Raw genomic sequence first — 19,911 nt, 5'->3', positions numbered from 1 at the left:
TAATAAGTTTATTTACAAAAAAAACCATCTATAAAAGACGGTTTTAATATATAGAACGAATTAAAAACTCATATAAAAATTTATATTTATCTAGTTACAGTACCTGATATTACTTTACCTGAATATTTATTATCTACTGAAAAAGACGTTGCTAATGTTTGACTACTTAAAGCCTGTACAAAAGGTTTTAATCCGAAAGGAGTTTCTGCATCATTTGTTGTTGGTTCAATAGAAATTACTACTGTAGCACTTGTTAAATCAATTGGAAAAGTTACATTAGGGTATCTATTATTAGGGTCAATGATAAAATCTTCTCCCGGAAATGGAGGAACTCCATTTGGTCCTTTAAATTCGTTGTTATTAGCAGCTCCGAAAAGACTTACATCCGCAGCATCAGAATCTGAAAATCTACCAGTTGAAATTGGTGTTGGGTTTCCTGAATTATCATTTATAACAACCCATCCTTCATAAATCCAACCATCTGCAAGTGTTGGTAAATTAGTAAAGCCTCCTCCTGTTGGTGGTAATGCATTGATAAACCAAATTCCGTTAGCATCTGTTCCTACAGTTCCAACTGAAGGTGCTTTTAAAAATCCTTGACCTGTTGCTGTTTCTAAATTACTTGAACCACTATACAATGTATTATCTGTTGATGGAGATGCAGTACTGTTTATAAAAGTTCCTTTTGAAAAAATCCATCCACTTGGACTTGATAAATCTGTGCCTGTTTCTGTTGCTGATTCAATTGTTAACACATAATCTGTTGCTGCATTCACTTTAGTTATATCTAGAGATGTACTTGTATTACTAGCTCCCTCAATATGAGAAAATCTTCCTGTCGATACTTTTTCTGTTCCAACAATAAGCCAACCTTCATACACATAGTTATCACCTAAATCTGGTAAATTTTGAAATGATTGTGTTACTGTTTTTGTCGTTGCAATATCATCATTATCATCACTACAAGAAGTGAAAGAAATTGCTGCAATAGCCAATAGACTTAAAAATGCTTTTTTCATAATTGTGTAAGTATTTTATTATACAACTGTTAAGTCGAGTATAAAATTGAAACTTACACATAGCTTAAAAAACTTCTATTATATATATAAATTTACGACCTATTTAATGAAGAATATAATTATTAAAACCATCTACTATTATTACATATAACAATAACTATACTATTTCTTATTAATACTGTATAATTAAAAAGCCCGAGTTATACACTCGAGCTTTTTAATTATATAAAACAGCATAATAACTCTACACTACTAATTTCTTTGTAGATGGCTTAAATTTAGTTAAAACGATACCTTCAACTGCTTTCTCATATTCTTCCATCGTTGGAGTTCTTCCTAAAATAGTTGATAATACTACTACTGGTGTAGAAGCAAGTAACGATTCTCCTTTTTTACCATCAGTATCTCTTACAACCCTTCCTTGGAATAAACGAGTAGAAGTAGCCATTACAGTATCTCCTGGTTCTGCTTTTTCTTGATTACCCATACATAAACTACATCCTGGACGCTCTAAATATAACTTGTTTTCGTATTTAGTTCTTGCAACTCCTTTCGGCGCATTGTCATCAAATACAAACCCTGCATACTTTTCTAGTACTTCCCAATCTCCTTCTGCTTTTAATTCATCTACAATATTGTATGTAGGTGGGGCAACAACTAAGGGAGCTTTAAACTCTACTTTCCCTTTTTGCGCTTCTACGTTTTTAAGCATTTGCGCCAATATTTGCATATCTCCTTTATGCACCATACACGAACCTATAAAACCTAAATCAACTTTCTTGGTTCCACCGTAAAAAGATAATCGTTGAATATTGTCATGCGTATAACGCTTTGATACATCTTCGTTATTTACATCTGGATCAGCAATCATTGGTTCAACAATCTTATCTAAATCAATAACAACTTCAGCATAATATTTAGCATCTGCATCTGGTTTTAATGCCGATTTAGTTCCTGACTTAATCTCCTTGATACGGTTATTTGCTTTGTCAACTAATCCTTTAAAATCCTGCTTCTTATTATCCATACCCTTATCAATCATGATTTGAATACGATCTCTTGATATTTCTAAAGATTCAATTAATGTTTCATCTTCTGAAATACAGATAGAAGCTTTCGCTTTCATTTCAGCTGTCCAATCTGTAAATGTAAATGCCTGATCAGATGTTAATGTTCCAATATGAACTTCAATGATTCTTCCTTGAAATACATTATCACCACCAAACTGATTTAACATTTGTTCTTGTGTTGCGTGTACCACATCACGGAAGTCCATAAAAGATTTCATCTCTCCTTTAAAAGTAACTTTTACCGATTCTGGAATTGGCATTGTAGCTTCTCCTGTTGCTAAAGCTAAAGCAACGGTACCTGAATCTGCTCCAAAAGCGACACCTTTTGCCATACGTGTATGTGAATCTCCACCTATAATTACATCCCAATCATCAACAGCAATATCATTTAATACTTTATGAATAACATCAGTCATTGCATGGTATTTCCCCTCAGGGTGACGTGCAGTTACTAATCCAAAGTCATTCATAAACTTCATTAATCTTGGAATATTAGCTTTTGACTTATCATCCCAAACAGAAGCAGTATGACATCCTGATTGATAACCAGCATCAACAACTGGAGAAATTACAGTAGCTGCCATCATCTCTAATTCTTGAGAAGTCATTAACCCTGTAGTATCTTGAGATCCAACAATGTTTACCTCAACTCTAACATTAGAGCCTGCGTGTAATATTTTACCAGGAGTAGTTCCTACTGCATTTTTGTTGAATATTTTTTCAACAGCAGTTAAACCTTGTCCTTCAACTGAAACTTCTTTTGAAGTAGCATATACCTGAGGAACATCTATACCTAATAATTTACAGGCAAAAGTTTGTAATTTTTTACCGAAAACAACAGCATAAGAACCTCCTGCTTTTATAAACTCCATTTTTGGTGGTGTTAAAGCTGTAGAAATATCTTTTAACTCTTTATCTCCGTTGTATAACTTTTTTTCTTTAGTATTAATTGTAAGAACCGTACCTGTAGCCACAGAATATTCTTCTTTTAAGATAGCATCTCCTTCTTCATCTACAACCGTATTTCCATCAGCATCTTTTTGCTTTACCCAGTTTTTTAAATCGATACCAATACCTCCAGTTACCCCAACAGTTGTTAAGAAAATTGGAGCAATACCATTAGTACCAGCAATTACTGGAGCAATATTTATAAACGGTACATATGGACTAGACGATATACCTGTCCATAATGCTACGTTATTTACACCTGACATTCTTGATGAACCAACTCCCATTGTTCCTTTATCAGCAAGCAACATAACACGCTTATTAGGGTGTTGTTTTTTTAGAGCTAACAATTCATTCTGCATATCTTTATTATGCTCAAACATACATTGCCCATGTAACTCTCTATCTGACCTAGAATGTGCATCTGCACCTGGTGATAGTAAATCTGTAGAAATATCACCAATTCCTGCAACAAATGTTACAATTTCAATTTCTTCATCTACCTCTGGTAATTTGGTGAAAAATTCTGCTTTAGCATAACTTTCTATAATTTCTTTTGCAATATCATCTCCAGCTTTTAATGCATTCTCTAAACGCTCTGTATCCGCTTCATAAAGAAAAACCTGCGTCTTTAAAACAGCTGCTGCTTCTCTTGCTAAAGAAACATCAGTTCCTAAGGCTAAATCTAATAAGACATCAACTGAAGGTCCACCTTTCATGTGTGATAATTGCTCAAAAGCAAAAGAAGGTGTAATTTCTTTTAATACAAATTCTCCTAAGATAATTTCTTTTAAAAATTTTGCTTTTACAGTTGCTGCACTTGTAGTTCCAGGTAAAACATTATAGATAAAAAAGTTGAGAGATTCTTCTCTATGCTCATTACCTGAATCTTTAATTTGTTCAATAATTTCACTTAATAATTCAGCACCATCAACTGGTTTTGGGTGAAGCCCCTGAGCTTTTCGCTCTTCGATCTCCTTGATGTAATCTTGATAAATGTTCATAAAAGGTTTCTTTTAATGTTGATGGCTTATTTTGCAAATTCTATCGCTTATATTAAACGCACTTTAAATTTACATTTAATATTTTTAATCATATTAATATGAAAAGCCAAACAATGTAATTTTTATTAGTTTTTGTATTGCAAAAGTACTACTTATAAATAAAATTTAAAAAATAAACACTTAACTAGCTTAATTAGTAAATAAACTTTGATATAAAACATAAAAAAAAACACAATTCGAAAAAAAAACCTATTTAAATGTTAATTTTTAATCAAATTCATAATTCAAAAACTAATGATTTAAGTTTTAAATTAATGATTCGTAATAAAAAGGTAGAAATTAGTAGGTAAATTCTTATATAAAATTTTAATCCTTTACCATCATTGAGCTCCTTTTACGATAAATAGTGCTGAAAAAAGCTCGAACTAACAAGTAATAATTAATACATTTTTATTAAACGAAGTATATTATAAAACTTAAGTAATTACTTATTTCTCAAATATATAAAAATAAAAAAGTAGACCAGTAAGCTGGATTCTGTTTCTTATAAATAAGACTCTTATCATTTATCTAGTTTTACAATTACTTGTAAAATCAATCTGCCTACCCCTTAGAATCGCGCGAGTAGCGCTCAAGCTCTAATGTACATGACATTGCACCGTATAGAGTTTACCTGGTTTCACTACAGCATTACCTGTACATACTTTCTGCTGCACTTGTCCTCGATTTGCATCGGACGGTTGTTATCCGCTATACTACTCTTTGGTGTCCAGACTTTCCTACTTATACTAAATATAAGTCGATAAGATAGGTCTACTTATTTATTTTTAAATGAGTTCATAATTTTTCAAAAAAAACCCACTCAATAAATTGAGTGGGAAAATTGCTATGAAAAAGAAAAAGTGTCTATAACGTCTTATAGACACTGCAAATATAGAAATATTTTTTACTTTACACAATGTTTTTACTAAAAAATTATCTTTTTTTATAAAAAAATAAAACCCACTCAGTATTTGAGCGGGTTTTAGGTAGTCTAAAAATATTTTATTTAAAATAATTCTTTAAGAAAACATATCTTTTACTTTCTCAAAAAATGATTTATCTGATCTTTGAGGGTTTGGACTAAAATTTTCATCCTCTTGCATCGATTCAAAAAACTTACGTTGATCTTTTGTTAACTCCTGCGGAGTCCAAACATTAATATGAATTAAAAAGTCTCCATTACCATAGCGCTCTATACTAGGCAATCCTTTTCCTTTTAATCTTAAAATTTTTCCAGATTGAGTTCCTGCCTCTATTTTTATTTTTACATTTCCTGTTACTGTTTCTATTTCTTTAGAAATACCTAAAACTGCTTCAGAAAAATTAATATATAAATCGTAGTGAATGTTACTCCCTTCTCTTTTTAATGTTTCATGCTGAACTTCTTCTATTAACACTAATAAATCTCCTGGAATAGAGTTTTTACCTGGAGCTTCATTTCCTTTTCCTCCTACTTTTAATTGTACTCCTTCAGTAACCCCTTCAGGAATATTAATTGAAACTGTTTCTTCTTTAATAATTAAACCCTGAGCATCTGATCCGTTAGGTTTATTACTAATTATTTCTCCAGCTCCTTGACAAGTACCACAAGTAGTTGCTGTTTGCATTCTACCTAAAATTGTATTGGTAACTCGCATTTGTTGCCCACTACCATTACATGTTGTACATGTTTTATAAGTAACTCCTTCTGCCTGAACCTTTCTACGAACTTTAACTTTCTTTTCTACACCATTCGCTATTTCTTCTAAAGTTAGCTTTACACGAATACGCATATTAGATCCTTTAACTCTAGCTTGTCGTTGACCTCCGCCACCGCCGAAACCACCAAAACCGCCACCGCCGAAAATATCTCCAAACTGACTAAATATGTCATCCATATTCATTCCGCCGCCGCCAAAACCGCCACCGCCACCTTGTGGACCATCGAAAGCTGCATGACCATATTGATCGTAACGAGCTTTTTTATTATCATCACTAAGCACTTCGTATGCTTCAGCACATAACTTAAACTTTTCTTCTGCGCTTTTATCATCCGGGTTTTTATCTGGATGATATTTAATCGCCATTTTTCGATATCCTTTTTTAATTTCAGCTTGCGATGCCGATTTTGATATACCTAATACTTCGTAATAATCTTGTTTTGCCATTTTTATTCTATTCTGTCAGTGCCATAATTAAAGTGATGTTATATAACTTTGTAAAAAAATTTTAAAAGTAAAACCTTTTTAATGACCTATTATTTATGCTTGTCCTACCACCACTTTCGGATGACGAATAATTTTATCTCCTAACTTATACCCTTTTTCTACACAATCAACAACTTTTCCTTTTAAATCATCAGATGGTGCAGGTATTTGTGTAATTGCTTGATGCACTTCTGCATCAAAAACATCACTTGGCTTTACCTCTATAGCTGTTAATCCCTTTTGCTCTAAAGTTGATACCATTTTTTGGTGAATTAATAGCACACCTTTACGTAGTTCTTCAGCGTTTTTATCATCTTTATCATCTTCAACATGTGATAAAGCTCGTTCGAAATCATCTAAAACTGGCAGTAAAACTGTCATTACTTCCTGTCCTGCTGTTTTAAAAAGCTCCATACGTTCTTTAGAAGTACGTTTTTTATAATTTTCAAACTCAGCAAATAAACGTAAATACTTATCTTTTTCTGCTTGAAGCAATTCTTCAGTTGTAGGTACTACTTTCTCTTCAACCTCCTCAACCTCTTGTGCTTTCTCTGCTTCTTGAGTTTCTTCTACTGGCGCATTATCAATTGCGTCTTTTAACTCGTCTTCTTTTGTATATTGATCTTTACTCATTGTAAATAGTCTCTTTAAATTCTTCAGCATACTTTTATCAATAATATTGCCAATAAAAAAATTGTGTCAACTTGACATTAATTAATTCATCTCTTTTTTTAATCGTGTATAATTCCTATATTTATAGGAAATAAATTTAATTAACATTTAAGTCCCTCATTAATTATGAAAAATAACTTATTAAGTATTACTGGCGCAACAATTTTAACTAGACAAGAACAAAAAAATCTAACTGGAGGTATCTCTTCTGTAGATGCTAGTAAATGTGGTTGTGATTGCGCAGGACGTGTTACAGGTCCTTTCTATTGTCATAAGATTATTGCTTGTCCACAAGTATATACTTGTGACCAAGAAATGTAATACTATATCTTAAAAGAAAAACCAGTAACTTATAAAAGTTGCTGGTTTTTTTATTTAAATTAACTTCTTAAATTAATCTTCTATTCTTTCGATTTTTGCTCCGATAGACTTCAATCTAGCTTCAATATCTTCGTATCCTCTATCTATTTGCTCAATATTATTAATAATACTAGTACCTTTTGCCGATAAGGCTGCTATTAATAAGGAAATTCCAGCACGTATGTCTGGCGAAGTCATTTTTGTAGCTTTTAACATTGACTGAAAATCATGCCCTATTACAGTTGCTCTATGCGGATCACATAAAATCACTTTAGCCCCCATATCTATTAATTTATCAACAAAAAACAAACGGCTTTCAAACATTTTTTGATGAATTAAGACTGTTCCTTTTGCTTGTGTTGCGATTACCAATACAATACTTAATAAATCGGGAGTAAAACCAGGCCAAGGTGCATCGGCTACTGTTAAAATAGATCCGTCGATGTAGTTTTGAATTTCATAACTATCTTGCTCAGGAATAAAAATATCATCTCCTCTTTTTTCTAATTGAATTCCTAGTTTACGAAATACGTTTGGTATTTGTCCTAAATTTTTCCAACTAACATCTTTAATTGTTAATTCAGATCGAGTCATTGCTGCCATACCAATCCAACTACCAATTTCTATCATATCAGGCAATACTCTGTGCTCACAACCACTCAAAGAGGCTACTCCTTCAATAGTTAACAGGTTGGAACCTACACCTGATATTTTTGCCCCCATAGAATTCAACATTTTTGATAGTTGTTGAATGTAAGGCTCACAAGCTGCATTATATATCGTTGTTGTTCCTTTTGCTAAAACTGATGCCATTAAAATATTAGCCGTACCTGTTACCGAAGCTTCATCCAATAACATATCTGTACCAACTAAGCCTGTTTCGGTTTCAACTCCGTAAAAATATTCTTCTTTATTATAACGAAATTTTGCTCCTAGGTTAATAAACCCTTCAAAATGGGTATCTAAACGACGACGCCCTATTTTATCACCTCCAGGTCTTGGAATATATCCTTTCCCAAAACGTGCTAACAAAGGACCAACAATCATTATTGAACCTCTTAATGAACTTCCGTCTCTTTTAAAGTCAGCAGATTCTAAATATTTTAAGTTAATAGCATCTGCTTGAAATTGGTACGAATTCTTTCCTAATTTTTCAATTTTAACGCCTAATTCTCCTAAAATAAAAATAAGTTTATTTACGTCAATAATATCAGGAATATTATTTATCGTTACTTTCTCTGCTGTTAACAATACAGCACATATAATTTGTAACGCTTCATTTTTTGCTCCTTGAGGTGTAATTACTCCGTTAAGCTTGTGACCTCCTTCAATTTTAAATGATGCCATTTATTTTTTTCTGTATTTGTTATTACTATAATTAGATTTTACCTTTGGGTTGTTTTTATGATTTGATTGCCCTTGACTACTACGTTTTCTTAATAAATTTTTACTTTCAGATAACCTTTCTTTAGACTCTCTTAAATCTATTTCCTTGTCAGACAAATCATATAAATGCTTAAAGATAACTGCATCATCAACGGTATCTTTATTCCAATTTAAATAGCATTTCTTCATGTGATTTGCTATCGTAAAGACTAATGCTTCTCTTTTTTCTCCTTCTTCCCATGTCAACGCGATATTTATCATTGTTTGGATATTGTTTCCATAATAACGATACCTTGAAGCTGATTTTGGATAATCCATTTTCTTTGGCTTCTCTATCAATTCTTCTTTTGATGGTATTTCATATGGAGAATCAGCATCTAACTGAAAATCGGCTATAATATGCAACTGATCCCAGAGCTTATGTTTAAAATCTGGCACATCACGTAAATGAGGTTGTAAATTTCCCATTACATCGACAATTGCTTTTGCCATTATATTTCTTTCTTCTTTAGTTTCTAAAGCAATACAATGATTTATTAATTTCTGTATATGTCTTCCGTATTCTGGAATTATTAAGTGATCTCTCTCTGAATTGTACTCTAAATCAAACGTCATTTCTCTGTATTTATAGCTGCAAAATAGGTAATTATTACGGATTAATTATCTATCCGATTACCTTTAATTTTGCGAATTGTAATAATAATTTCTTTTTTCCTACGGTACCAAACTTAATTTCGGCTTTTTTATTGGGGCCTTTACCTTCTAAGGCAATTACCTCGCCTGTTCCAAAACGATTATGCTCAACAAAATTACCTACAACAATTTCACCTTCAAATAAGTTCATTTTCGGGTTTACTTCTGATACCTTTTTCATTTTACTTTTTGGTGGTATCAAATCTGCTTTCTCTTTTTTAGCTAAAAACTCTTTTCGTTTCTTTTGAATAGGCTTCTGAAAACGAATATTTTTAGGCGAATCATCATCAAACACACTTGCATCAATAAATCTATTCGCTAAACCTTGAGGAACTTTAGGTGCTAAATGTTCTACAAATTTACCTTCTATTTCTTCTAAAAAACGACTAGGTTCACCGTCTGTTAATTTACCCCAACGATAACGTGTTTGCGCATACGTTAAGTAAGCTACTTTTTCTGCTCTAGTTAATGCAACATAAAATAAACGTCGTTCTTCTTCTAATTCACTACGTGTATTCATACTCATACCTGAAGGAAACAAACTTTCTTCCAAACCTACAATATATACATACGGATATTCTAATCCTTTTGATAAGTGAATTGTCATTAACGAAACCATTGGTGTATCATCGCTCTCACTATCAAAATCTGTTGCTAATGCAACATCTTCTAAGAAAATAGGCAACGATGCATCATCTCCTGCTTCAATTTTATCCGTAATAAAATCTTTTATTCCGTTTAATAATTCTTGAATATTTTCAACCTTATTTACCCCCTCTGGTGTACCATCTTTTTGTAAATCTTTAACTAATTGTGTTTGCTTTACAACTAAGTCGGCAATTTCAAAGGCATTCATTTTTTGTGCGTCTATTTGTAAACGCTGAATCATTCTCGTAAAATTAGCTAGCTTATTTTTTGTTCCTATATTTATTTTTAAATCAACTTTATCTAAATTTAATAAAATCTCAAAAATTGATTTTTTATAATGATTTGCAGCGATTGCTAATTTATCAATTGTCGTTGCACCTATACCTCGTGCTGGGTAATTAATAATTCGTTTTAAAGCTTCTTCATCATTTGGGTTTATTAGTATACGTAAATACGATAATAAATCTTTTATTTCTTTACGTTGATAAAAAGACATCCCTCCGTAAATTTTATATTTAATATCTTTTTTACGTAAAGCGTCTTCCATTGCTCTTGATTGGGCATTGGTACGGTATAAAATAGCAAAAGAATCATTTGTTAATTGATTATTCATTTTGTTATCCCAAATAGACTGCGCTACAAAACGTCCTTCTTCTCCATCAGAAATTGTTCGCATTATTTTAATGCTTTCACCAGGATCATTCGCTGTCCAAACTTCTTTATCTAGTTTTGTTTTATTTTTATCTATTACACTATTGGCTGCTTCTACAATATTACTTGTTGATCGATAGTTTTGCTCTAGTTTAAATGTTTTAACATCAGGATAATCTTTTTGAAAATTTAAGATGTTATTAATGTTTGCTCCACGAAAACTATAAATACTTTGCGAATCATCACCTACCACACAAATATTTTGAAAACGATCTGCTAAAGCTCTTACTATTAAATATTGGGAGTGGTTTGTATCTTGATACTCATCAACCATTATGTACTTAAAACGACTTTGATATTTTGCTAGTACTTCAGGAAAACGTGTTAACAACTCATTGGTTCTTAATAATAAATCATCAAAATCCATAGCTCCTGCCTTAAAACATCTTTCTACATAGGCTTTATAAATATCTCCTACTCTAGGTCTACTTGCTTCTAAATCGGCTTCTTGTAAATCAGCGTTTTTAAAATAGGCTCTAACAGTTATTAAACTATTTTTAAAAGATGAGATTCTACTTAAAATTTGCTTTGGCTTATAACGATCTTTATCTAGTTTCATTTCTCTAATGATCGTAGATATTAATCGCACAGAATCTTGCGAATCATAAATTGTAAAATTAGATGGGTAGCCTAAACGATCTGACTCTGATCGTAAAATTCTAGAAAAAACCGAGTGAAAGGTTCCCATCCATAAATTTTTAGCTTCGCTAAAGCCCACTACTCCGCCAATACGCTCTTTCATTTCACGTGCTGCCTTGTTAGTAAAGGTTAACGATAAAATGTTAAAGGAATCGACTCCTTGCTTCATTAAATGAGCTATACGATACGTTAAAACTCTCGTTTTACCCGATCCGGCTCCTGCTATAATAATCATTGGGCCATCTTTTTGTAAAACGGCTGCTCTTTGTGGTTCGTTAAGTTGCTCTAAATAAGTGCTCAATAGAAAAAGATTGAAAGAATTTTTAAAACGGAAATTTAACCATTCTTTTAACTATTATAAAGAATGTATGCTTTTTTTTATTCACTTTTTTTACATACTCAAAAACAGCTAAAATTATATCATATTTTCTTGTCTCAAATATTTTTTTTTATTTGCGTGTCAACAATAAAAAACATGTCTTTTTAATTTATAATTTATATACATTACTTTAAATAAATGTGTTCTCCTTTTTTTAAATTACCCCTTAGTACAAAAGTTATAAATTAACTAAATGTATTTTTATTAAAATTTTTATTAAAATTCGGATTGGCAATTTTAACAGGACTTGTATATTCGCATTATGGAAAGTAAAATTATTGAAAGTTTAGCGTACATATTACCTGCCTTAGTTACAGGTGGTGTTGCATATTTTATATTAGGCGCTTTTATTAAGCAAGATAATAACGAGAAAAAATTTGAAACTTTAGTTAATAAAAAACGTGAGAGTTTACCTGTAAAACTGCAAGCTTACGAACGTTTACTTTTATTTTGCGAACGTATTAATCCTACAAAACTATTGCTTAGAGTAAATCCTATTGGAGATAATACTAGCAGTTATTTACAATTATTAATTGCCAATATTGAGCAAGAGTATGAGCACAACATGGTACAGCAATTGTATGTATCTGAAGATAGCTGGAAAGCAATTATAGCTGCTAAATTAACAATTATTTCTAAACTTAGAAAAACAGCTGAAACAGCTGAAAACGCAAAAGATTTACGCGAAAAAGTATTAATTGATTATTCTCAAAACGAAAACCCAACACAAACATCGATTGCTTATTTAAAACAAGAAGTTAAAAAATTAATTTAAAGCGTAATTTTATATTCTTTTTCTAGTTTAATTTTAAACTACATAAATTCAACCTAAAACACCATAATTAAAAGAGTAGTGTTAACTACTTATTTATTTTCACATCCAAAAACAGCAATTATATAACCTAACTCATTTCTTTTACTGCTTTATTCCTTACAGGTTACACACCATTACATATAAATTTTAATAAAAAACAGTATTACAAATAACCTTTCCTTTTACAAAATAAGAATTTTTATTTTTCTATTGGTAATTCTAAATTACTTGCCCATTCGGTCCAAGAACCATCAAACACTGTATAATTTTCATTTCCTGCAACTTCATTACCTAAAGCTAAAATACAAGCTGTAATACCTGATCCGCAAGAAAACACAACATTCTCTTTTTTAGGGTTTAGATCTAAAAAAATCTCTTTAAGCTCTTTAACTGATTTCATTTTTCCATTTACTTGCAATTCCGTGTATGGCAAGCTTTTTGAATTCGGGATATGCCCACCCCTTAAACCTTTTCTTGGTTCGGCTACTGTTGCATTAAATCGTGCTTTCGAACGTGCATCTAAAATACATTTCTTATCATTTGAAGCCTTTAACACCTCTATAGTACCACTTACTTTTTCTACATTAAAGTTCACCTTAAAATCACCTTTCTTTATTTTTGTTTTTTTAATTTCTTCTGTTAAAAAACTCAACTCTTGCCATTTAGGCAATCCACCATTTAAAACCGCTACATTCTTAAAACCAAAAATTTTAAATAACCACCAAGCTCTCGCTGATGAATACACGCCTATATCATCATAAACAACAATACAACTGTCGTTATTTACCCCCAGTTCTCTAGCCTGTTTTTCAAAATGATTTTCATTCGGAATTGTATTTGGAAATACTCCTTTTGAATCTAAAAAAACATTCTTTAAATCAAAGAATACTGTATTTAATATCTGCCTCCTTTCTTTTTCATCACCTTTAGAGCCTCCTACTTTAGGAATAGTTGCATCTAAAACAATTAAATTTTCTGCGTTAATATTTTCAGACAACCAATTAACAGTAACTAACGGACTTGGAACTTTAAGTTTCATTTATCTTCATTTAATAATTCATTTTTTATCTAAAAAAAAGCATCAATGATTATTTATACATTGATGCTCTTATATGCTATATATTAAGATAATTTTTTATTTTACTTCATCGTAATTATCATCCCAGTTTTTAGGTTTAGGGTCATGTAATTTACCTACTGATTTTGCAACAATCATAGATACTGTTGCATCTCCTGTTACATTAATTGTTGTACGTAACATATCTAAAGGCCTATCTACCGCAAAAATTAACGCCAATGCTACCGGATATAAATCTTTTGGAAAACCTATAGACTCTAATACAATTACCAACATAACCATACCTGCTCCAGGAACAGCTGCACTACCAATAGAAGCTAACAAAGCTGTTAAAACAATTGATAATTGATTTGCAAAACCTAATCCTTCAGGCCATAAAACTTGCATCACAAATACTGCCGCTACTGCTTGATACAAACTTGTTCCATCCATGTTTATAGTTGCACCTACTGGCAACACGAAACTAGACACTTCTTTATCTACACCAATATGCTCCTCTACTCTTTCCATAGTAACAGGCAATGTTGCTGCACTCGAACTTGTAGAAAAAGCTAATAATTGTGCAGGGCTTAATTGTTTTAAAACCCATAATGGGTTTTTCTTTGTGTAAACACTTATTAAAACTGAGTAAAAAACAATCATAATTAATAAGCCTAAAACTACAACTCCTGCATATTTTAATAAAGCTAATAAAATATCGGGATCACCTGAGGTAACCACAACATTTGCTAATAAAGCAAATACTGCATACGGAGAGATTAACATTATAAGATCTACCATTTTTAAAATGGCTTCATTTAACGAATCGAAAAATTTCTTTAATGGTTTCGCTTTTTTCTCACCAATTAGCAACATTGAAATTCCTAAGAAAATGGTAAAGAAAATTACCTGTAACATTGCTTTATTATTACTCATGGCACTTACAGCATTATCAGGCACCATGTCTACCACAAACTGTAAAGGCCCACTACTCTGCTGTCTTGTTGCTTCAGTAATTTTAGCTGTTATACTAGAACTTTTAGCATAGGTATTTGTTAATTTCTCAACTGTTTCTTGTGAAATTCCGTCTCCTGGTTGAATTACATTTACCAACACCAAACCAATTGTAATAGCAATTACTGTTGTTCCTATATAAATTAACATGGTTCTTACGCCAATATTTTTAAATTTAGAAATATCTTTTAAATCAGAAATTCCTTTAATTAAAGAAGCTATAATTAATGGTACCGCTATTAGTTTTAATAATTTTACAAAAATAGTTCCTAATGGCTTTATCCAATCTTCAATAAAATTATCCCAGCCAAATTGCAATGCTAAAAATCCAAATAAGATCCCTAAAACCATTCCAATTAAAATACGCCAGTGTAATGCTAGTTTCTTCATGTAATCTATATTATTTTTTAAAAGGTGTAAGATAAAATAAATATTTAAAATGTGACCATTAATACGTAACTTGTGTCATAATTACTATAGAACTAATTACTAATCTTATTAAAACGGAAAAATGGCAGGAATTTTAGACTTATTAAACAGCGACTTAGGTAAATCAATCATATCTGGAGTAGCAGGATCAACAGGACAAGATAGCGGTAAAACAAGTAGTGTTTTAACAATGGCTTTACCTGTTTTAATGAAAGCAATGCAACGTAATTCTGCAACTCCAGAAGGTGCTGAAGGATTAATGGGGGCTTTAAATAAACACGATGGTGGTATTTTAGATAATTTAGGAGATCTGTTTAATGGTGGTGTAAATGATAACGTTTTACAAGACGGAGGTAATATTTTAAAGCATGTTTTAGGAAACAAACAACAAGGTGTTGAGCAAGTAATTGGTCAGAAATCTGGAATGGATTCTGGTGCCGTTGCTAGTATCTTAAAAACTGCAGCTCCTCTTTTAATGGGGCTTTTAGGTAAACAATCACGTCAAAACAATGTAAGTAGTTCTAATGATTTAGGTGGTTTATTAGGCGGTTTATTAGGTGGAAACTCTGCTGATAAAGAACAAAGCTTTTTAGAACAAATTTTAGATGCTGACGGTGACGGAAGTATTGTTGATGATGTTGCTGGTATGGTTTTAGGTGGTGGAAGCCAAAAATCTAGTGGTGGATTATTAGGAGGATTGCTAGGTGGTATTTTTGGAAAAAAATAAATATTGCATTTTTATAATATCAAAAAGGGTAAACATTTGTTTGCCCTTTTTCTTTTAACTATTTTTGCCGCCATGGAAAAATTAAAACAACGTTGGGGTTTAAATACTACTTGGGATGTAATTGCCGTATTAATCGTATTTTCTATTAACGGCTCGTTTGCTTCTTGGGTTGCAAAACCTATTACAGCTTTTGTTGGGCTTTCTCCTGAAACCACTTCCCCTTGGATATATTGGCCTTTACGTATTTTACTTATTTTTCCTATTTACCAAACTACACTACCTTTAGTTGGTTGGTTATTTGGTCAATTTAAATTCTTTTGGGCTTTCGAAAAGAAATTTTTAGGTCGTATGGGGTTAGGGTTTCTTTTTAAAGACAAATAAGTATCATTTCTTCTAAAGTGAAATAATTTTTATTTATTCACTCTCCCATTACTTTCTTTATAACGAATAGTTTTTTTTGCGGAAAACCACATTTCAAATTGTGGACACCTCATATATTATCTCCTATCTTATTTTTAAATTTACCGCTACCCCATAAACAACAACGATACTTCTTTTTTTACCACTTTTATTTTAATTAGTAAAAGGAATAAAGTAATTTACACAACAAAAACAAACTTGTGAAAATTAAAATGAACACACCTCTTTCATTAATATTATTTCGATTATTATTAGCACCAATAATTTTACTACTAGCATATTTTATAGGAGAAAATGCCAAAATAATTATTGTAATCTTAATGTATTTAGGATTGATTTCTGATATCTTAGATGGAATAATTGCTAGGAAACAAAACATCTCTTCTCCTAAACTAAGACGAATGGACAGTCAAACAGATATGGTATTTTGGGTATCCATTGGGCTTGCTACTTGGATATTATATCCTAAATTGATTTCTGATAATTCAATTGTTATTTGGACAATTCTCGGAATGGAATTAGCTTGCTACGCAATAAGCTTTATAAAATTTAAAAAAGAAACTTGCACTCATGCTTTTCTTTCCAAAATTTGGGGAATTACGCTACTAATTGCTTTTACCTCTTTAATTGGATTCAACCATGCTGGAATACCATTTTATAGCGCAGTAATAATTGGCTTAATTTCCCATATCGATGTAATTCTAATAATATTAATTTTACCTAAGTGGACTCACGATATACCAAGTGCATATCACGCATATTTAATAAGAAAAAATATTAACTTTAAAAAGAATAAATATTTAAACGGATAAATAAGCTACTGAAAAACAAAAGAATGAGTCGCTCAAAAAAGAAAAACAAAATACACGGAAATACAACTGCCAAATCTGAAAAAGAAAACAAGCAAGATGCAAACCGAAAATTACGTAGAACTACAAAACAAAAAGTAAGTTCAGGTGAAACTATTTTACCTAAACTGCGAGAAGTTTCAAATATTTGGAATTTTAACAAAGACGGAAAAACATATAATCTAGAAATGTCAGAAAAAGAGCTACGAAAGTAAAAATGACTTCTTTTATTCTTACACTAACCTATTAATATAATAAGAACTTGAACGAAATTGAAAAACCAATTAAAAGAGGAACCCTAAGGCTCTTTTTAGGAAAAGAATACTTTGTATTAAAACGAAAATGGAATTGGTTTTTCTCCACCAAGAAATACTCAAAACATATTAATAAAAACAATCTTAAACATACAGTATTTAAACATAAATCACTTATTTTAAGACCTCTTAAAGATGTAGAAATGTATCTTCAAGAAAACAAGAGAACAAATCTTGAAATTGCAATAAAACATTTAAATGGAATTGAAATTAGACCAAATGAATATTTTTCACTTTGGAAATTAGTAGGACGTCCTACTAAAAGAAAAGGTTACCTAGAGGGCTTAATTTTAAAAAGCGGGAGGATTGACAAAGATATTGGTGGTGGACTTTGCCAACTGGGTAATTTACTTTTTTGGATTTTCGCACACAGCCCTTTAACCATTAAAGAAAGATACAGACATGGATTTGATGTTTTTCCTGACGTAAACAGAAAAGTCCCTTTTGGTGCCGGAGCAACTTTATCATATAACTACATTGATCTTCAAATAAAAAATGAAACAAAGAATCATTTTGTTATTAATTTATGGATGGATAAAACACATTTATATGGAGAGTTATTATCAAAAGAAAAGTTAAATGAATCTTATAGAATTGAGGAAAGAAACCATCAAATAAAACAACAATCTTGGGGTGGATACTCAAGACATAATCAAATTATTAAAATAATTTCAACAGAAAATTCTGAAACAGAAAAAATTATTGTAGAAAACCACGCTATTATGATGTACAATCCATTTCTTAAAAACAAATAAAGTAATCATTACATAAACCTGTAACTTAAAAAGATCATCTAGAAACTAGAAAATGACAAATTTCTCCAAACTATCTAATTTTTTTAAAACTGAATATTCATTAAATCAAGATGGAATAGAAGAACTATTCTCATTAATTAAGGTTATAAAACACAGAAAAGGAAGTTTATTAATTCAAGCTCAAAGCAAAGAAAAGCAACTTCGATTTCTAAATAAAGGAATAGTAAGAGAATACTACTCTAATCAAGAAAAAGAAGTAAATATTAATTTCTACATAAAACCACAATTTATTTCCGACTTACTAACGTTTAGCCAGAATTCTAACACTAACAAAAATCAAGAATGTCTTTCTTCTGTTGAAGTTTTATGTATTGATAGAAATCCTTTTTTTGATTTATTAGAAAAATACCAATGCGGTAAATCTTTTATTGATGCATCATTTCAAAAACTACTAAAACAAAAAGAAATGCTAGAGTTTAATCGGGTTACTAAAACACCAAAAGAGTTATACAACGAGTTATTCATCTATAAACCAGAATGGCTTCAATCAATACCACATCGCCTCTTATTTAAACATAACTCCTGAAACATTAAGCCGTATTAGAAAACGTACTTCTTGATTTGAATCAATGGAAATAGCCATGCTTTACTAGACTTTTGTATAAATTTAAAACACATACAAAATGTTAAAAATTCATCACATTAGAAATGCAACTATGATTCTTGAAACAGAAAAAGATGTAATTTTAATCGATCCAATGTTAGGAGATATAGGTATTATGCCTTCTTTTACATTATTTAGACATAAAGCAAGAAAAAACCCGATTGTTCCCTTACTAAGAACATAGCTTTTATATTAAATAGAGTTACACACTGTATAATTACACATCAACACCCAGATCATATTGATAAAGCAGGAGTTAAATTTTTAATAAAAAATAACATTCCTATTACCTGTCGCACTAAAGATAAAAAGGGTTTTATAAAAAGAGGCTTACACGTTACTCAGTCACTAAAATACTGGGAAAAACAAAAATTATTAGGAGGAACCATTGAAGGTATTCCAGTAAAATATGGTTATGGCTTTGTTGCTAAAACAATGGGAAATGTAATTGGTTTCTACATAAAATTACCCAATCAAAAATCTATTTACCTCAGTTCTGATACAATTTACACAGACTCAGTTAATAAAGTTCTAAAAAAATATAAGCCCGACATTAGTGTCTTAGCTTGCGGAATCGTGCAATTCGATTTATTTAAACAACTTATTATGAATATTGATGATATTCTAAAGTTTATTAAAAACACACAAGGAAAAGTTATAGCTAATCATATGGAATCTATAAACCATTGTCCATTAACTCGAAAAGAGTTAAAAAAAACACTAACACAACATCAACTAATAAATAAAGTTTTAATTCCTGAAGATGGTGAAATACTCGAAATAAACTAAAAAATACAGTTAAAATAAAATATTCCTTAACTCCACAGAATAGCAATTTAAGCTCAAAATAGTACATCATAGTATTTTGAGCTTATTATACTAATATAAACAATATTTTAAACAAACATTTATTACAAGGTAACTCTAACCAATATTTTTTAGTATTAATTTTATACCTCCTCTAAAGTTATTTTCGAAAAAATATAGCAATCAACACTCAAGGGCATTTACTTCACTTTTATTCTTTCAATTTTACCTCGTAAAAACATAAAGCATAAACATTACTTATTTACACTTAATTAAAAGGTCTGCGTATATTTGTACTATTGCTA

Annotated in this window: 19 protein-coding genes and 1 other RNA gene; 10 read left to right on the top strand and 10 right to left on the bottom strand. The window is 30.9% G+C overall.

The features are described 5' to 3' along the window. Positions 1-86: 86 nt before the first annotated feature. From CXF68_RS11530 to CXF68_RS11510, 5 genes are all read right to left on the bottom strand, one after another. The gene (locus CXF68_RS11530; protein WP_101044818.1) at positions 87-1,019 is read right to left on the bottom strand and encodes an anti-sigma factor; all 933 of its coding nucleotides are present in this window, start codon (positions 1,017-1,019) and stop codon (positions 87-89) included. 244 nt (positions 1,020-1,263) lie between these two features. Beyond that, positions 1,264-4,041 carry a bifunctional aconitate hydratase 2/2-methylisocitrate dehydratase gene (locus CXF68_RS11525; protein ID WP_101044816.1) on the bottom strand — a complete coding sequence of 926 codons (2,778 nt, stop codon included), beginning with the start codon at positions 4,039-4,041 and terminating at the stop codon, positions 1,264-1,266. Between the two features lie 510 nt (positions 4,042-4,551). Beyond that, an RNA gene (gene rnpB / locus CXF68_RS11520) (RNase P RNA component class A) lies at positions 4,552-4,861 on the bottom strand. Between the two features lie 241 nt (positions 4,862-5,102). Further along, complete coding sequence (gene dnaJ / locus CXF68_RS11515; RefSeq protein ID WP_101044814.1) at positions 5,103-6,230, bottom strand: molecular chaperone DnaJ; 1,128 nt, start codon at positions 6,228-6,230, stop codon at positions 5,103-5,105. A gap of 93 nt (positions 6,231-6,323) precedes the next feature. Beyond that, positions 6,324-6,902: a nucleotide exchange factor GrpE gene (locus CXF68_RS11510; protein WP_101044812.1), complete on the bottom strand. Its 579-nt coding sequence runs from the start codon at positions 6,900-6,902 to the stop codon at positions 6,324-6,326. A 165-nt stretch (positions 6,903-7,067) separates the two neighbouring features. On the opposite strand from CXF68_RS11510, the gene CXF68_RS11505 reads away from it, so the two are divergent. Beyond that, on the top strand, positions 7,068-7,262 hold the full coding sequence (locus CXF68_RS11505) for a hypothetical protein (protein WP_101044810.1): 195 nt from the start codon (positions 7,068-7,070) through the stop codon (positions 7,260-7,262). 72 nt (positions 7,263-7,334) lie between these two features. On the opposite strand, the gene murA is transcribed toward CXF68_RS11505, so the two are convergent. Genes murA through CXF68_RS11490 form a run of 3 tightly spaced genes read right to left on the bottom strand, consistent with a single transcriptional unit; the run spans position 7,335 to position 11,679 of the window. Further along, positions 7,335-8,648 carry a UDP-N-acetylglucosamine 1-carboxyvinyltransferase gene (murA, locus tag CXF68_RS11500; protein WP_101044808.1) on the bottom strand — a complete coding sequence of 438 codons (1,314 nt, stop codon included), beginning with the start codon at positions 8,646-8,648 and terminating at the stop codon, positions 7,335-7,337. Next, positions 8,649-9,302 (bottom strand): DUF4290 domain-containing protein, encoded by a 654-nt coding sequence (locus CXF68_RS11495; protein WP_101044806.1) that lies wholly within the window; start codon positions 9,300-9,302, stop codon positions 8,649-8,651. A gap of 49 nt (positions 9,303-9,351) precedes the next feature. After that, positions 9,352-11,679 carry an ATP-dependent helicase gene (locus CXF68_RS11490; RefSeq protein ID WP_101044803.1) on the bottom strand — a complete coding sequence of 776 codons (2,328 nt, stop codon included), beginning with the start codon at positions 11,677-11,679 and terminating at the stop codon, positions 9,352-9,354. 340 nt (positions 11,680-12,019) lie between these two features. Here CXF68_RS11490 and CXF68_RS11485 point away from each other — a divergent pair, with 340 nt between their 5' ends. Beyond that, the gene (locus CXF68_RS11485; RefSeq protein ID WP_101044801.1) at positions 12,020-12,532 is read left to right on the top strand and encodes a hypothetical protein; all 513 of its coding nucleotides are present in this window, start codon (positions 12,020-12,022) and stop codon (positions 12,530-12,532) included. 238 nt (positions 12,533-12,770) lie between these two features. On the opposite strand, the gene CXF68_RS11480 is transcribed toward CXF68_RS11485, so the two are convergent. Continuing rightward, positions 12,771-13,610, bottom strand: a complete 840-nt coding sequence (locus CXF68_RS11480) for a sulfurtransferase (protein WP_101044799.1) — start codon at positions 13,608-13,610, stop codon at positions 12,771-12,773. Between the two features lie 96 nt (positions 13,611-13,706). Continuing rightward, entirely contained in the window at positions 13,707-15,032 is a 1,326-nt protein-coding gene (locus tag CXF68_RS11475) for a dicarboxylate/amino acid:cation symporter (RefSeq protein ID WP_101044797.1), read from the bottom strand. Between the two features lie 121 nt (positions 15,033-15,153). On the opposite strand from CXF68_RS11475, the gene CXF68_RS11470 reads away from it, so the two are divergent. The 8 genes from CXF68_RS11470 (at position 15,154) to CXF68_RS11440 (ending at position 19,588) form a co-directional block, all read left to right on the top strand. Then, complete coding sequence (locus CXF68_RS11470; protein ID WP_101044795.1) at positions 15,154-15,798, top strand: DUF937 domain-containing protein; 645 nt, start codon at positions 15,154-15,156, stop codon at positions 15,796-15,798. A 72-nt stretch (positions 15,799-15,870) separates the two neighbouring features. Beyond that, positions 15,871-16,179, top strand: coding sequence for a DUF6787 family protein (locus tag CXF68_RS11465; protein ID WP_101044793.1), 309 nt, complete (start codon positions 15,871-15,873; stop codon positions 16,177-16,179). A 251-nt stretch (positions 16,180-16,430) separates the two neighbouring features. Next, positions 16,431-17,030 (top strand): CDP-alcohol phosphatidyltransferase family protein, encoded by a 600-nt coding sequence (locus CXF68_RS11460; protein WP_101044791.1) that lies wholly within the window; start codon positions 16,431-16,433, stop codon positions 17,028-17,030. Positions 17,031-17,053: 23 nt separating this feature from the next. Beyond that, the gene (locus tag CXF68_RS11455) at positions 17,054-17,281 is read left to right on the top strand and encodes a hypothetical protein (RefSeq protein ID WP_101044789.1); all 228 of its coding nucleotides are present in this window, start codon (positions 17,054-17,056) and stop codon (positions 17,279-17,281) included. Between the two features lie 47 nt (positions 17,282-17,328). Further along, positions 17,329-18,135: a VanW family protein gene (locus CXF68_RS11450; protein ID WP_101044787.1), complete on the top strand. Its 807-nt coding sequence runs from the start codon at positions 17,329-17,331 to the stop codon at positions 18,133-18,135. 52 nt (positions 18,136-18,187) lie between these two features. Continuing rightward, positions 18,188-18,721 (top strand): Crp/Fnr family transcriptional regulator, encoded by a 534-nt coding sequence (locus CXF68_RS11445; RefSeq protein WP_101044785.1) that lies wholly within the window; start codon positions 18,188-18,190, stop codon positions 18,719-18,721. A 97-nt stretch (positions 18,722-18,818) separates the two neighbouring features. Then, positions 18,819-18,983 (top strand): hypothetical protein, encoded by a 165-nt coding sequence (locus CXF68_RS21000; protein WP_232771646.1) that lies wholly within the window; start codon positions 18,819-18,821, stop codon positions 18,981-18,983. After that, positions 18,980-19,588 carry an MBL fold metallo-hydrolase gene (locus CXF68_RS11440; RefSeq protein ID WP_369800551.1) on the top strand — a complete coding sequence of 203 codons (609 nt, stop codon included), beginning with the start codon at positions 18,980-18,982 and terminating at the stop codon, positions 19,586-19,588. Before CXF68_RS21000 ends, CXF68_RS11440 begins: the two co-directional genes overlap by 4 nt. Positions 19,589-19,911: the final 323 nt, after the last annotated feature.

Origin of the sequence: Tenacibaculum sp. Bg11-29 (genome assembly GCF_002836595.1) — a bacterium.
GTDB lineage: Bacteria > Bacteroidota > Bacteroidia > Flavobacteriales > Flavobacteriaceae > Polaribacter.
This window is presented reverse-complemented; position numbering and strand designations above follow the sequence as displayed.